The sequence below is a fragment of the Bacillus sp. 103mf genome (assembly GCF_900116295.1).
Lineage (GTDB): Bacteria > Bacillota > Bacilli > Bacillales > Bacillaceae_G > Bacillus_A > Bacillus_A bruguierae.
Genome location: NZ_FPAF01000003.1, coordinates 366,065 through 379,550 on the forward strand (window position 1 = coordinate 366,065; position 13,486 = coordinate 379,550).

14 protein-coding genes are annotated in these 13,486 nt (G+C 34.0%); 8 read left to right on the forward strand and 6 right to left on the reverse strand.

Going from position 1 to position 13,486, the window contains the following annotated elements; translation table 11 throughout:
* The first annotated feature begins 114 nt into the window (after positions 1–114).
* Positions 115–1,272, forward strand: a complete 1,158-nt coding sequence (locus BM350_RS11335) for a transglutaminase domain-containing protein (protein WP_090911944.1) — start codon at positions 115–117, stop codon at positions 1,270–1,272.
* 42 nt (positions 1,273–1,314) lie between these two features.
* On the opposite strand, the gene BM350_RS11340 is transcribed toward BM350_RS11335, so the two are convergent.
* Complete coding sequence (locus BM350_RS11340; RefSeq protein ID WP_090911942.1) at positions 1,315–1,623, reverse strand: ArsR/SmtB family transcription factor; 309 nt, start codon at positions 1,621–1,623, stop codon at positions 1,315–1,317.
* 117 nt (positions 1,624–1,740) lie between these two features.
* On the opposite strand from BM350_RS11340, the gene BM350_RS11345 reads away from it, so the two are divergent.
* A complete protein-coding gene (locus BM350_RS11345; protein WP_090911940.1) occupies positions 1,741–2,679 on the forward strand; it encodes an aldo/keto reductase in 939 nt (312 codons plus the stop codon).
* A 247-nt stretch (positions 2,680–2,926) separates the two neighbouring features.
* The gene (locus tag BM350_RS11350) at positions 2,927–4,111 is read left to right on the forward strand and encodes an MFS transporter (RefSeq protein ID WP_090911939.1); all 1,185 of its coding nucleotides are present in this window, start codon (positions 2,927–2,929) and stop codon (positions 4,109–4,111) included.
* A gap of 64 nt (positions 4,112–4,175) precedes the next feature.
* Here the strand turns inward: BM350_RS11350 and BM350_RS11355 are convergent, their stop codons facing one another.
* The gene (locus BM350_RS11355; RefSeq protein ID WP_139207577.1) at positions 4,176–4,400 is read right to left on the reverse strand and encodes a hypothetical protein; all 225 of its coding nucleotides are present in this window, start codon (positions 4,398–4,400) and stop codon (positions 4,176–4,178) included.
* Between the two features lie 85 nt (positions 4,401–4,485).
* Positions 4,486–4,833: a DUF4257 domain-containing protein gene (locus tag BM350_RS11360; RefSeq protein WP_035438188.1), complete on the reverse strand. Its 348-nt coding sequence runs from the start codon at positions 4,831–4,833 to the stop codon at positions 4,486–4,488.
* A gap of 310 nt (positions 4,834–5,143) precedes the next feature.
* On the opposite strand from BM350_RS11360, the gene rsgA reads away from it, so the two are divergent.
* Together rsgA and BM350_RS11370 are read left to right on the forward strand one after the other, a co-directional pair.
* The gene (rsgA, locus tag BM350_RS11365; RefSeq protein ID WP_090911935.1) at positions 5,144–6,196 is read left to right on the forward strand and encodes a ribosome small subunit-dependent GTPase A; all 1,053 of its coding nucleotides are present in this window, start codon (positions 5,144–5,146) and stop codon (positions 6,194–6,196) included.
* A gap of 203 nt (positions 6,197–6,399) precedes the next feature.
* Entirely contained in the window at positions 6,400–6,771 is a 372-nt protein-coding gene (locus tag BM350_RS11370) for a DUF3979 family protein (RefSeq protein WP_090911933.1), read from the forward strand.
* A 278-nt stretch (positions 6,772–7,049) separates the two neighbouring features.
* On the opposite strand, the gene BM350_RS11375 is transcribed toward BM350_RS11370, so the two are convergent.
* Positions 7,050–8,090, reverse strand: coding sequence for a YkvI family membrane protein (locus BM350_RS11375; RefSeq protein ID WP_090911931.1), 1,041 nt, complete (start codon positions 8,088–8,090; stop codon positions 7,050–7,052).
* A gap of 338 nt (positions 8,091–8,428) precedes the next feature.
* Between BM350_RS11375 and BM350_RS11380 the strand changes: the two genes are divergently transcribed.
* A complete protein-coding gene (locus BM350_RS11380) occupies positions 8,429–8,884 on the forward strand; it encodes a DUF3939 domain-containing protein (RefSeq protein ID WP_090911930.1) in 456 nt (151 codons plus the stop codon).
* A gap of 76 nt (positions 8,885–8,960) precedes the next feature.
* Entirely contained in the window at positions 8,961–10,226 is a 1,266-nt protein-coding gene (locus BM350_RS11385) for an MDR family MFS transporter (RefSeq protein WP_090911928.1), read from the forward strand.
* Positions 10,227–10,513: 287 nt separating this feature from the next.
* Here BM350_RS11385 and BM350_RS11390 read toward each other — a convergent pair whose 3' ends face one another.
* Positions 10,514–10,930, reverse strand: coding sequence for a DUF1259 domain-containing protein (locus BM350_RS11390; RefSeq protein ID WP_090911926.1), 417 nt, complete (start codon positions 10,928–10,930; stop codon positions 10,514–10,516).
* A 578-nt stretch (positions 10,931–11,508) separates the two neighbouring features.
* Positions 11,509–11,700, reverse strand: a complete 192-nt coding sequence (locus tag BM350_RS11395) for a DUF3896 family protein (RefSeq protein WP_090911924.1) — start codon at positions 11,698–11,700, stop codon at positions 11,509–11,511.
* Between the two features lie 179 nt (positions 11,701–11,879).
* Between BM350_RS11395 and BM350_RS11400 the strand changes: the two genes are divergently transcribed.
* Positions 11,880–13,352: a flavin monoamine oxidase family protein gene (locus tag BM350_RS11400; RefSeq protein WP_090911923.1), complete on the forward strand. Its 1,473-nt coding sequence runs from the start codon at positions 11,880–11,882 to the stop codon at positions 13,350–13,352.
* Positions 13,353–13,486 lie beyond the last annotated feature (134 nt).

Below are 13,486 nucleotides of genomic sequence, written 5' to 3' on the forward strand. Positions count from 1 at the left end.
AAATACGTTAAAATATCAAAAAATGTATTTTCTTTTTTGATAGAATTAATATATGTTTATATATATTAGAAAATCATTTTTTATAATTACTTTATATTACGAGGATGTGATTAAATGAAGAAATCTGTAAAATGTTTATCAACTATAGTACTTTGTTCGTCTATTATAAGTGGAACTCTTCATATGCCTTCAGTATCATATGCTGCTACAAAACAGGTAGATAGTTCTGTAAGCGATGCAAAACTAATTGCAGCGTTTCAACAAGAGTTACAAAAGCATTTAAATAATCATGAAACAAATATTACAATTGTTTATAAGACAAAGAATTCAAACATAAAAGAAGTGTTAAATACACTGGTGCAAGCCTATAATCAAACGTTGGAAAAGGATGAATATTTAAAATATAATGTAAGTGGTACGAAATTTTCGATTCGTGGTGTACCAGGGAATTATTCATTTACAGTGAATATTTCATACCGAGAAACGAAAGAACAATCACAGTACGTGATGAAGCAAGCAAAATCAATTGTAAATTCAATAATTACAGCTGGAATGGACCAAAATGAAAAAGTAAAAGCCATTCATGACTATGTAGTGAAAAATGTTTCATATGACACATCACTACGTTCTTACACTGCATATGAAGCGTTATCAAAACATTCGGCAGTTTGTCAAGGATATGCACTATTAACCTATCAGTTATTAAAAGAAGCGGGAATTCAATCTCATATTGTAACGGGAACTGGAAATGGGCAGTCTCATGCATGGAACCTTGTGAATGTTGAGGGGAAATGGTATCACCTCGATACGACATTCGATGATCCCGTTCCGGATAAACAAGGCCGTGTTACGTACTCTTATTTTAACTTGTCCGATGAGCAAATGAGTAAAGATCACCAGTGGGATCGTAGTAAATATCCAGCTGCAAATACAAGTTATTATAATGAGTTAACAAATAAAATTAAAGCAGGAAATAAGAAAGCTCCTATTTATCAACAAATCTTAAAAGATACAAATCTTGTTTATTTAGCGGCAGAATTTGGAGCTGAAAACTATAACCAGTTAAAACAAAAATTACAGCAAAAATTTACAACGAAACAAGAAAAGGTAGAATTTCGTTACCATCAAACAATCGATAACACGATGAACGATGTTAAAAAAGTACTGAATGAAGTTGCTTGGCCAAAAGGAGCAAAGCGAGTGTCATATCAGGTAGCTCCTTACCAAGCGCAAAGTGGATATTCATTGTTAACAATTACATTTTCATATTAATAACAAACAGGAGCATCTTTATGAAGATGCTCCTGTTTGTTATTAATAAGGTTCTGTCGCTTGTAAAATAGCGTCTAATAATCCTGGGAATCTCTTGTTTAAATCTTCTGTCCTAATGGAGATGAAACGCTGTGTTCCTTCGATTCTCGTATACATAACACCGGACTCTCGTAATACTTTAAAATGATGCGAGAGTGTAGATTTTGCTATCGGGATGTTTAAAGCGCCGCAAGACTGTTCACCGCATGTCAGTAAGTCGTTTACAATCTTTAACCGGATTTGATCGCTAAGTGCATATAATACAGAGGAGAGTTGAATTTCCTCATGATTTGGATGGTATAGAGTTCGCATTTTTCCACCTGCTTTTCGTAACGTATTTTATTTTCTATTTGCACTATAACATATATCATGATATATTTCTATTGTTCGAATATATTAGAACAATAGAAATATAAAGGGGATAGAAAAATGAAATTAGTAACTTTACAGAAGGCAAAATTGGAAGTTTCACAAATTGGTTTTGGAACAAATGCAGTTGGTGGCTATAATTTATTCTCAAATATTGATGAGGCAGAAGGAACGAAAATGATAGAAGAAGCTTTATATCAAGGAGTTACTTTTTTTGATACAGCAGACGTATATGGATTTGGACGTTCAGAAGAGTTGTTAGGAGAGGTATTACGAAGGAAACGAAAAGATATTACACTTGCTACGAAAGGTGGGGTTCAAAAGTTATTAGGAGCTACTACTCGTATAAACAATAAACCTAGTTACATAAGAACAGCTGTAGAAAATAGTTTGCAACGATTACAGACAGATTATATAGATTTATATTATTTACACTTTTCAGATCCAGGAATTCCATTTTCAGAGTCAGTGGGGGAACTAGTACGTTTAAAAGAAGAAGGAAAGATACGAGCGATTGGTATTTCAAATGTCAATATTAAGCAGTTAAAAGAAGCGAATCAGCATAGGGATATTGCTGTTTTACAATCACCATATAACATGTTGGATCGGACTGCGGAAAAAGAATTAATTCCGTATTGTATTGAACAAAATATTTCATTTATTCCATATGGACCTCTTGCTTTTGGAATTTTAGGTGGTAAATATCCGAAAAATTTGCGATTGAGTGAGGGAGACTGGAGAAGAAGTGTTTCTTTATTTGAAGAGGATGTATATAAGAAGAATTTTGTGAAAGTAGAAAAACTAAAGAAATTTGCAACGGAAAGAAATACGACTATGCCGAATTTAGCGTTAGCTTGGTTACTTGCACAAGACGGAATTGATGTTGTTATTCCAGGAGGAAAACGTGTAGAACAAATAAGAGAAAATGTAAAAGTAAATCGAGTTACTTTACTCAAGAGTGATTTGCAAACGATTCAATCTATTTTAGAAGAGGAATAAGATAAAAGTTGCATGTGTTGCATTTATCTATAAATATATATAAGTTAAAAAACGACATAAAAACCCCTTTCTTTTTATGGGAGAACAATAGTATCTGGTCGTGCATAGAAGCGGTCAGGACCTTTTCCTGACACATGTAAGGTTTAAAACTAAGTGAGCAAGCGAATACAGGGCATGTTGTATTCTACATAGCATAGACTTATATGTTGAAAAATTAAAATGGGTTTATATAGAAAGGGTGTTTATGGTGAAGAAAACGATGCTTTTATTTTTTATGATCATGTTTATGATAGGAACAGATACATTTTTAATTTCACCCCTCTTACCGACATTGCAAGAGTTATATAATGTTTCTACGGAAATATCAGGTTGGATGGTAAGTGCATACGCATTAGGGTATGCTCTATTTGCATTAATTGCTGGTCCTATTTCTGATGGTCTAGATAGAAAGCGGGTTATAATAGGTGGAATGATATTTTTTTCAATTAGTACGTTTTTATGTGGTATAGCTCCTACTTTTTGGTGGATGATTACCTTTCGTTTTTTAGCTGGTGTTAGCGCAGCATTTGTATCACCGCAAGTATGGGCGTCTATCCCGCTCCTTGTATCACCTCAGCATATTATGAAATGTATAGGAATTGTTACAGCTGGATTATCTTTGTCACAAATGTTTGGATTACCTATCGGAGCTTACCTTGCATCTGTGCATTACTCTACTCCGTTTTTTGTAATTGGAATTTGTTCTGCTATATTGGGGATACTCATATATTTTACGCTGCCTCATTTACGACCGCTACAACAAGAATCTCAAAAACAAACAGTTTTTAGTCGTTATAACCAGTTATTACATATATCAAAAACAGTACCGTCATTTTTTGCTTATTTCTTATTTCAAACGGGTAACTTTGCAGCTTTTTCATTTTTAGGAAAATGGTTATCAGATCAATTTCAATTAGAAGTAAATGAAATTGGAAGCGCCATGCTTATATTAGGGTTTGGGAATTTAACAGGCAATTTGTTTGGCATTAAACTTGTCAATAAGTTTGGTAAGACCCGCTCGTTATATGGGGGAATAATTGCGCTTGTTGTTTTGTATTTGATATTGCCTCAATTAAAATATGTGTTATTTATAGAGGTATTTTTCTTTATTATATTTTTTATAACAGGTATTTTGTTTACTATTATGATGAGTGCATTACAAACATTATCACAGACAGCAAGAGGTACTATTGCCGCGCTGGCTAATTCATCAATGTATATTGGGCAAATGATTGGAGCAGCTTTAGCAGGTTTTTTATATGTTATATTTCATAATTTTTCTGCTATCGGGATGTTTACAGCTAGCATGTATATCTTTTCTCTATTCACGTTTAAACGAGCTGGAATTATAAAAAATATAGAATCTGAAACAAAACAAAAAATAGTTTCATAATGTATATAAAAAACATACATACACTATGTAAACTGAAAGGAAAAAGCACTGGTTCATGTACATACTAAAACAGTGCTTTTCGTTTTGGATGGATTGTTGCAGCATTTTCATCTTTAATGCCGGCTTCTTTAATAATACGTTGCTTTGCTTTATCTAACAAATCGTTTACTGTTTCGCCAAAATAGTTTGCTTCTCGCTTTGTGCGGGCTTCTCGTAAACATTTGTAGTTTTCTATCAGCTCCTCTTTTTCAGGGTCTGTTAAGAAATCTTCTATTTTTTTGCTTGCCATACGAAACACCCTCTCTTCTGACAGACGCTTTCATTCAGCATTTTTATTTTTCATTATATCAGTAAATTGCAAATTGTAGTACATATTAACGCCTTAATAATTTGTCAATTTCTTGTATTTTTTCATTTGCTTTATTCATCTGTGTATTCTTTGCTTGTTCTCCTCCAAGCGCTTGATGGAGTAAAAATGTTTGGCCAGAAATAGCAGTAACGATTGCAACTTTAATGATTTCTTTTATAGTTGTCGCATCAAATAAAACAAGGCCAAGTAGGGCAGCGAGGCTGCCAGTGATGATATCAGCTAAAAAGCCAAGATGGAAAAATGTTTTTAATCGGCGTGGAAGCAATAATTTGCCTTGATGATTGATAAGATGGGCAACAAAACCGGTAATTCCACCAACGAGAAGAGCAGTTAGCCACGAATACATATCCATCAAACCCACTCCTTTTAGTAAATATCATTCTGTTTTTGGCGCATTTACTCCTTTTTAAATTTTATGTGTATAGATTGAGAAAGTTTGTTTTTGTTATATATGCTTTTTAGTCTGATAATTCTGTTATATATAGTGGATATTTTATTTGAAATTTCATATAATATAATTAAATCTAATAAGAACGGAGTGATGTATTATGTCGATTGTTTATAAAATTTACACGGTTAATACAAATAAGGAAGGAACGGACGAAACTTTATAAAGAATCGTTATATCCTTCCCCATTAAACATTTTAGGGAGGATTCGAGATTGAATCGTAATTATTTAGTAGAATTTGGATGGGATATGCATTTTGAAGAGCAATTATCGAAGCAATATGAAGTAGGGCGTGTTCTGTTAGAGCATAAACATATGTATCGGATTATATGCGAAGATGGTGAATATGTAGCTGAATTAACAGGGAAATTTCGTTATGAGGCAATTGAGAAAGGTGATTATCCTGCAGTAGGAGATTGGGTAGGCGTAACAAAATTGCCAGAAGAAAAGAAAGCAATTATTCACACTGTGCTTACAAGAAAAAGTTCTTTTTCTAGAAAAGTAGCTGGAGAGAAAACAGTGGAACAAATTGTTGCAGCAAATGTGGATTATCTCTTTTTAGTTAATGCTTTAAATACAGATTTTAATGTAAGGCGAATTGAGCGTTATTTATTGTTAGCATATGAGAGCGGAGCGATGCCTGTCGTTATTTTAACAAAGAGTGATTTATGTACAAATATAGAGCAAAAAATAATGGAAACAGAGACGATTGCAATTGGAGTGCCTATTTTTGCAGTTGATAGTTTGCATCAAACAGGCATAGATCGATTGCAACAATTTTTACAACCAGGAAAAACGATTGCGCTTATTGGCTCTTCGGGAGCAGGGAAATCCACGTTACTGAATGCTTTAATGGGAAATGAAGTGGCCAAAACAGGTGGAATTCGTGAGAGCGATAGTAAAGGAAAGCATACGACAACACATCGAGAATTGTTCCAATTACCAACTGGTGCACTTGTTATTGATACACCGGGAATGAGAGAACTTCAGCTTTGGGAAGGAAGCGGTGCCATGCACGCAACTTTTTCTGATATTGAAGAAGCTGCTCAAAAATGTCGCTTCCGAGATTGTCAACATGAAAATGAGCCTGGTTGTGCAATTCGTGCTGCGATTGATGAGGGAACATTGGAGGAAGCTCGATTGTTCAATTATAAAAAACTACAAAAAGAAATTGCTTATGCGATGAGAAAGCAAGATGCTCTTTTAGCCCGTGCAGAGCGTAATAAATGGAAAAGTGTCACAAAACAAATGAGACAGAAAAAATAAAAAAACTCCAAAGGCGTAGTTACAAGTGTTAATTGAGAGATTTAAAGTATAATAAAAAAGCGTGTGGATCAAATGATTCACACGCTTTTCGTTTTTAATTTGTGTTTATATAGTTTTGAGCGGAGAAATACAGCTGTTATAGTCGTTTGTGGTAGAATAAATGTATATAGGGTATTGAGAAAGAGGTAAGAGAGGGGTATTTTATGCTGCACGAGGAGATTACATCATTTTTAAAGGTTCTTCCACAAGAAGATGGGACACGAGGCTGGAAGTATTATATTCAAGAAGAAAAAGGTACATATTTTATAACAAATACAATCTCATTAACAGGTACAAGTATAGAATTGTTTTTTAATGAAGACGATGAGATTGGTCTTGTTTTATATAAAGATGGTCAGGCGGTAACAAAAATCCAACGTATTGCTGTCCAAAAGGTGGATATTATAAAAGAAGAAGAAGAAAGCCTTCAATTTGTACTAGATCGTATGCCAAGCCGCATGATTCGATTACAGTTAAAACCATTTTTAGCAGTTGAAATGGGATTGTATTGGGAAGTGTGTGAGGATTGCGAGTAAAAAACATCCAGTTACTAACGGATGTTTTTTATTTTGCCATTCGCAGTAAGTAAGAGATTTCTTCCTCAAGATCTTGAGGAATTCAAAGAAAATAAGTTAATTCAGCAGCTGGAACGTTATCACAAATGGCTGAAGAGTTACAAATATGAATTGAAAGATGTAAGGTGTAATGAAAAAAGCACGTAAATAAGATGATTCACGTGCTTTTTGTTTTCGTTTAGTTTAATAGAGGTCCAATCCGTTCAACTCATTCGTAGCAAGGGATAAGAAGTTTCACTTTATGTATTTTGCTGTTGTTTGAATGCAATAATTGGAAGGAAAATCAAGTTAATCCACCCAATCACAGGATATAATATATGAAGTAATTCACTATAACCAATATAACTAAAACAATAACTAATCAGTAAGATGAAATAAATAATGATGTTACTTTTCCAGCCGGTGATAGATTGAAGTTGTTTAGTCATACCAAATATGTTACCGACAAGTGTTGTAAATACTTCCCCAAAAATAATTAATACAAAAAAGAAATGAAAAGTAGCATTGAAGCGACGTACAACTTCTGCCATTGGAATATTATATTGATAAAATTGCTCGACAGTTAAAATGGCGAAGTGACTACATAATAAAATTAAACAGAGACCAGCCCCGCCTAACATACCACCCCATTTAATGGCTTTTTGATCTTTTACTTCACTTGCTAACGGTACAAGTACACTTTGAGCGAGTGAGAGGTTGAGTGCAACATATGTAATTGGACTTGTAACCCATTTGATATTCCAATTTTCAGAAGGTGTCATGTTGAAAAAGGAAGGTACATCATGAAAGAGTGTTGTAATGGATAGCCCCACAATAAAAATCATCATAATTGGTACGACGAGTGAATTGACTTCGAATACCCCTTGTAATCCTCGGCCGCCAATTATCATACAAGCAAGTATCGTTATAAAGATTCCAAGTTGTCTTGGAAGGCGAAGTTGCTCTTCAAATACCGCTCCAGCTCCGGAAAGCATGACGCTTGTTACACCAAATAATACGAGAAGTAATAAAATATTTACAACGCTTCCAAAGACATCACCAAATAAATATTTGTTAAATTCTTGAGCAGAAAATGCATTGATTTGTGAAGAAAGCAGCATCATTTTTGTACCTAACCAAATAAAGAAAATGCCGCTTACTAAAATGCCGATTGTTCCATATGTGCCATGGATTGTAAAGAATTCCACGATTTCTCTTCCTGTTGCAAATCCAGCTCCAACGACAGTTCCTATATAAGTAGCAGCAATTTTTTTAGCTACTTTCCATTGCTCATTGTCCATGTAATCCCTCTTTCTTATGTTATGAGCTGATTGATTTGTTTCCTAGACTTTGAGAGTAGGGTGAGACAAAGTAAAACATTCATCAATTATTTCTTACTTTTTTAAAAAAAATTCTTGAAATTTGTGATAAGAGAAGTTTCACCCTCTACTGAAAACGTTACTTAATTTCATACATATGAATGAGTTTGGACAAACATACGATAAAGTGATAATTTCGCATGGTTTTTTTAAAGGTGAGATTAGTGAAGGGATTTATCAGTAATGTAGAGGTGTGTTTTTTCATTATTCATATTTATCTTGTAATTTATGGTATAATAAAGGAAAAGGGGGCGGAGAAAATGTTTCGCTTTTTTACAAAAGGCAAGGAAGAAAGAGAGATTACGAAAGATGAATTAGAACTTGCTATGGCAAAATTTCTTGAAGCGAATGCTAACGTCGTATATACAGTATTAGTAAATGATGACTACACAGTTAATTATGACTTATTAAAACCTTATTTACCTGCTTTTCCTACAAATACATTCATTATTACAAAGGAGACACTTGAAGTCTTCGAGAATACACAAGAAAACCTTGATCTTGTTAAAGAAATTGATGATGTACAACGTGCTGTTGATCAATATGTAACGGACAAAGAAGTTTTTCCAATCGTTGAAGGAAATGAGAATCGCCTTATTTGTTCAATAAAGTTAGGTCCATATTTAAAAAGAAAACTAGAACGAAATTTATATGTTTCAGAGAAACATTATTTAGTGACAAGTAAGCCTGATAAAATAAATACAAGCATTGTATAATAAAGAAACAACAATACTTCATTGTTGTTTCTTTATTGTAAGCATCATGCGGAAGGTGTAGAGAAGAGGAAACTTCATGATTCTTAGGGAATGGGATTTAAATTTAAAGATTCGTCTAGTAGGGGAATGGCTCTTCGGCCTTTTCTTCTGGATGCTTCTTCCGTTTATGGCCATATATTTCGCGGAAGAACTAGGAAAGACGATGGCTGGAATATTACTTGTATTGTCGCAAGTATTATCTGTTTTTGCCAATTTAGTAGGCGGCTATTTAGCGGATACGTATGGACGTAAGCGAATGATGGTAATTGCTACATTTGTACAAAGTGCTGCCTTTGTACTATTTGCTTTTGCTAATTCACCGTGGTTGCAATCGCCTCTCTTAACATTTGTAGCTTTTTCACTTATCGGTATTATGGGTTCTTTATATTATCCGGCAAGTGCAGCAATGGTTGCCGATTTAGTACCCGAAGAGCAGCAAAGTAAAGTATTTGCGGTTTTTTATACAATGATTAATATTAATGTTGTGTTGGGACCGATTTTAGGAGCGTATTTCTTTTTTTCTTATCGTTTTGAATTGTTACTGGCAAGCGTTGTCATTAATTTTATATTAGCATTTGTACTACTTAAATTTATAAAAGAGACGTTACCAGAGAACAGAACAAAAGTAGAAAAACAAAGCGGATGGCTGACTGTTGTGAATGAACAGATAAGGAATTATCGGATTATTTTTCAAGATGGTGTCTTTCTGTTGTTCATTGTTGCAGGTATTCTTGTTGCTCAAACTTTTACACAGCTTGATCTATTGTTAGCTGTATACATAAAAGAAAATGTTCCTACGCAAGAGTTTTTTAATCTAATGATAAATGGAGAGAAATTGTTTAGTTGGATTATCGCGGAAAATGGATTTTTGGTTGCTCTATTTACTGTATATGTAACAAGGCTAGCAAATTACTTTTCTGAGCGGGCTATTTTTGTTTTATCTTCTTTTGCATATGGGATAGCAATGATTATGTTTCCTCACACTATCTCAGTCTGGGGGCTCATTATTGCGATGCTCATTTTCACGTTCGGAGAGCTATTAGTTGTTGGAATTCAAAATAGTTTCGTTTCTAAATTAGCACCTGAACATATGCGAGGACAATATTTTGCGGCAGCAACACTTCGTTGGTCTGTTGGCCGAACCATTGCACCAATTGCGATTCCTTTAACAGCATGGATAGGTTATCAATACACATTCTACATTATTGCATTACTTGCGTTTTTGAGTGCAATTTTATATTATGTGATGTTTCAGTTGTTACAAGAGAGAAAAGTTAAGGTGAGAAAGGTGATAAATGAGTAAGTCTAGCTTTAAAATAAAGTTTAATTAAATGAACACTTTTAACCTTGATATAAAAACAAATATAAAGAGCATGTTTTGAAAAAAGATTGATCAAAACAAGCTCTTATTTATGTCAAAAATATTGACTCAAATCTAAGGATTAATATACATTACCTTACTAAAAGTATGTATTTTTTCAAGAACGATATCTTGTATTGATAGAGTAATAGATTTACGAATTTTCCATTCGAAGGGATCGGAACTTCACGTTAAAACTCATATGAAAAATATATACGATTCACTTCACATTAACTCCCATCATCAGCAATAGGGTAGCTACTTAGGACTGAAAAAGAATTTGCCAATTTTTTTGCAAAATGTAATGGTGGTTCTACTGATTGGACATGAATATACATAATCAATGGATTCATATATAACCAATGATTATGTAAGGCACTAACAATAATTCCCTGTTGCGTAATTGACCGCATAAATGAGGGGATTTCTTCTTGCAGAATAGCAATTTCACCTAAATTTAATGCATTACCATTGTGATCCAATGATTCGAAGCCTACTCCTACAGGTACTACAGACATACTCGGTTTTCCTTGGACAAGCACCTTAAAATTGCGATGGAAAGATACTGAACAAGAATTTTGATTGATTTTACTTTTCCCTTTAAGAATGGTAGCAAATTGTTCGCAAAGAAAATGAAAGTTGTTCATAAATTAGATCCCCCTCTATTAGGAAAATGGGAATTTTATTGTAAAAATTATGAATGTTTCCATAGTCGCCAACTACTATTTTGCCCTCCTCTTTTTTCTAATTAACACTCCAAAAAGAGAATATTTATATAATCATATGCATAAATTGTCTGTTTTAGAATGGAAAATAAGAATTTCAGATAACAATATAGAAAATCTTAAAAAAATCTGCAGGAGTTTCACTTCTATTTAATTACTGTTATCAGAAGTTCGACTGTTGGAAAAGATATATCTATATGAGTAATGAGGGCGGTATAAAAGAGCGGGAGACAATTGCTTTTATGTGCTAGCTTGGACAGGGTTTCCATCAGTGGGGATGAAGAAAAAACCGACTGATGGAAGTTTCACTTTATCCCGCATTAACGGGCAGTAAGACCCCCACCTCAAAGTTGAGAGAATCGAAGAAGATAGGTAGGGGATAACTGCCCGTAAAAGCCCGATTGGTTCAACTAACCATCAGTGGGGGATGAAAAAACCCCGACTGATGGAAGTTTCACTTTATTTTAACCTCTATGTCCTGTTAATTTGTACACCCGTTTTCAGTGAGAAATTCCTCTTTCAAAATGATTCATTTCAACTAAGTTAAGAATATATTCGTAATTGTCAATCATTCTCTTGATTTCATTGCGCTCATTTTCTGTTAATTTTACATCTGTTAATCGTTTACATAAGTGAGATTTTTGGCTTTCTAATTGTTTTTTAATCTCATGATAGTTGTAAGAGCGTTTCATGTTTCTATCCCCTTCCTTACATTTCCTATCTACATTTTTATTATACGGTTAAATAAAAGAAAAGAGTGCATATTTATTTGAACTTTTTGTGAATATTCAGAAAAATGGAATGATTCATCCTTTTCATGAATACAATGCATTGAACTATGAATTTGTGTTGATGAGTAGGGGTGGGGATGATGCGATTAAATATGCAATCCCATCTTACAACAAATGAGATGGTATCTATTATTGACAATGGCTTACCAAAAACGACAGTACCGAAAAATATTATTATTATTGGAGCGGGCATGGCTGGATTAGTGGCTGGATCATTATTAAAGGCTGCTGGTCATCGTGTGAAAATACTAGAAGCAAATAATCGAATTGGTGGGCGTATTTATACGATGAGAATGCCAGAAACAGGCTTATATCTAGATGTTGGAGCCATGCGGATTCCTTACACACATGAATTAACGATTTCGTATATTAAGAAGTTTGGGTTGAAGTTAAATCCATTCATTAATCGAAATGAAACGGATATTATTTATGCAAATGGTCGCAAGACAACATTGAAACAATACGAGAAAAAACCGAGTATTTTACGTTATCCAGTTGCAGCGAATGAAGAAGGAAAATCATCGGAAGAGTTGTTGATGTCAGCGATACAACCAATTCTTGATTTTATTAAAAGAGACCCAGAAAAAAATTGGAGTATTGTAGAGAAAGATTTTGGTCGATATTCTACAGCAGAGTTTTTAAAGGATTATCCTCACCAATATAAAGTGCCTTTTTCACCAGCTGCTGTAGAGGTGATAGGGGTGCTTCTTGATTTAGAAGGATTTTTAGAAAGGTCTTTTGTAGAAACATTGCGTTTTATTTTCATTTTACAGCAATCTACAGGTTTTTATGAAATTGAAGGCGGCAATGACGCGTTGCCAAAGTCTTTTTTACCGCAATTGCAAGATGATATTATCTTTCAACAAAAGTTAATGAAACTAGTGCAGCACGAAAAAGGAATTACAGCATATTGTCGTAATGAGAAGACGTTTGAATATAGCAGTATTACAGGGGATATTGTCATCGTCACCATTCCATTTACAACAATGAGATTTGTTGAAATTGATCCGTATGATTCTGTTTCTCATGAAAAGTGGAAAGCCATTCGAGAACTACATTACATGGCTGCGACGAAAATTGGAATCCAATTTAAAAGTCGTTTTTGGGAAGAACAAGGGCAACGTGGTGGCCGCATCATTACGGATTTGCCTATTCGTTATGCATATTATCCAAGCTATGGAATTGGGACAAAAGGGCCTGGAATGGTACTGGGGAGTTATACTTGGTCGTATGATGCGTTATTGTGGGATGGTTTATCTGAAAATGACCGTATTTATTATACTTTGCAAAATTTAGGGAATATACTTGGAAATCAAGTATATGATGAATTTATTTCTGGTATATCGAAGAGCTGGACGTTAGACCCGTACGCATTAGGAGGGTTTGCAATCTTTCAGGCAACTCAAGAAGCAGAATTGCAACCTCACATTGTGAAACCAGAAGGGAGAATATATTTTGCAGGTGATCATACTACGTTGTATCATGGCTGGATACAAGGAGCAATTGAATCAGGAATTCGAAGTGCAGCAGAAATAAATCAAGTACAGATCTAAAAAGAACATGAGAATGCATCTCATGTTCTTTTGGGGTACTTAAGGTTTTCTTATTTGTTGCTATTATATATTCGTGTAGATATACTTACAACTAATATGTTCTATATTCGAAAAATAAAAAGACAACCTATGAT

Bases quoted from the DNA above. Each gene is read 5' to 3' on its own strand.
- BM350_RS11385 (WP_090911928.1), top strand. From the start codon at position 8,961: ATGATTCTTAGGGAATGGGATTTAAATTTAAAGATTCGTCTAGTAGGG.
- BM350_RS11370 (WP_090911933.1), top strand. From the start codon at position 6,400: ATGCTGCACGAGGAGATTACATCATTTTTAAAGGTTCTTCCACAAGAA.
- BM350_RS11400 (WP_090911923.1), top strand. From the start codon at position 11,880: ATGCGATTAAATATGCAATCCCATCTTACAACAAATGAGATGGTATCT.
- BM350_RS11360 (WP_035438188.1), bottom strand. From the start codon at position 4,833: ATGGATATGTATTCGTGGCTAACTGCTCTTCTCGTTGGTGGAATTACC.
- BM350_RS11375 (WP_090911931.1), bottom strand. From the start codon at position 8,090: ATGGACAATGAGCAATGGAAAGTAGCTAAAAAAATTGCTGCTACTTAT.
- BM350_RS11340 (WP_090911942.1), bottom strand. From the start codon at position 1,623: ATGCGAACTCTATACCATCCAAATCATGAGGAAATTCAACTCTCCTCT.
- BM350_RS11335 (WP_090911944.1), top strand. From the start codon at position 115: ATGAAGAAATCTGTAAAATGTTTATCAACTATAGTACTTTGTTCGTCT.
- BM350_RS11380 (WP_090911930.1), top strand. From the start codon at position 8,429: ATGTTTCGCTTTTTTACAAAAGGCAAGGAAGAAAGAGAGATTACGAAA.
- BM350_RS11395 (WP_090911924.1), bottom strand. From the start codon at position 11,700: ATGAAACGCTCTTACAACTATCATGAGATTAAAAAACAATTAGAAAGC.
- BM350_RS11355 (WP_139207577.1), bottom strand. From the start codon at position 4,400: ATGGCAAGCAAAAAAATAGAAGATTTCTTAACAGACCCTGAAAAAGAG.
- BM350_RS11390 (WP_090911926.1), bottom strand. From the start codon at position 10,930: ATGAACAACTTTCATTTTCTTTGCGAACAATTTGCTACCATTCTTAAA.
- BM350_RS11345 (WP_090911940.1), top strand. From the start codon at position 1,741: ATGAAATTAGTAACTTTACAGAAGGCAAAATTGGAAGTTTCACAAATT.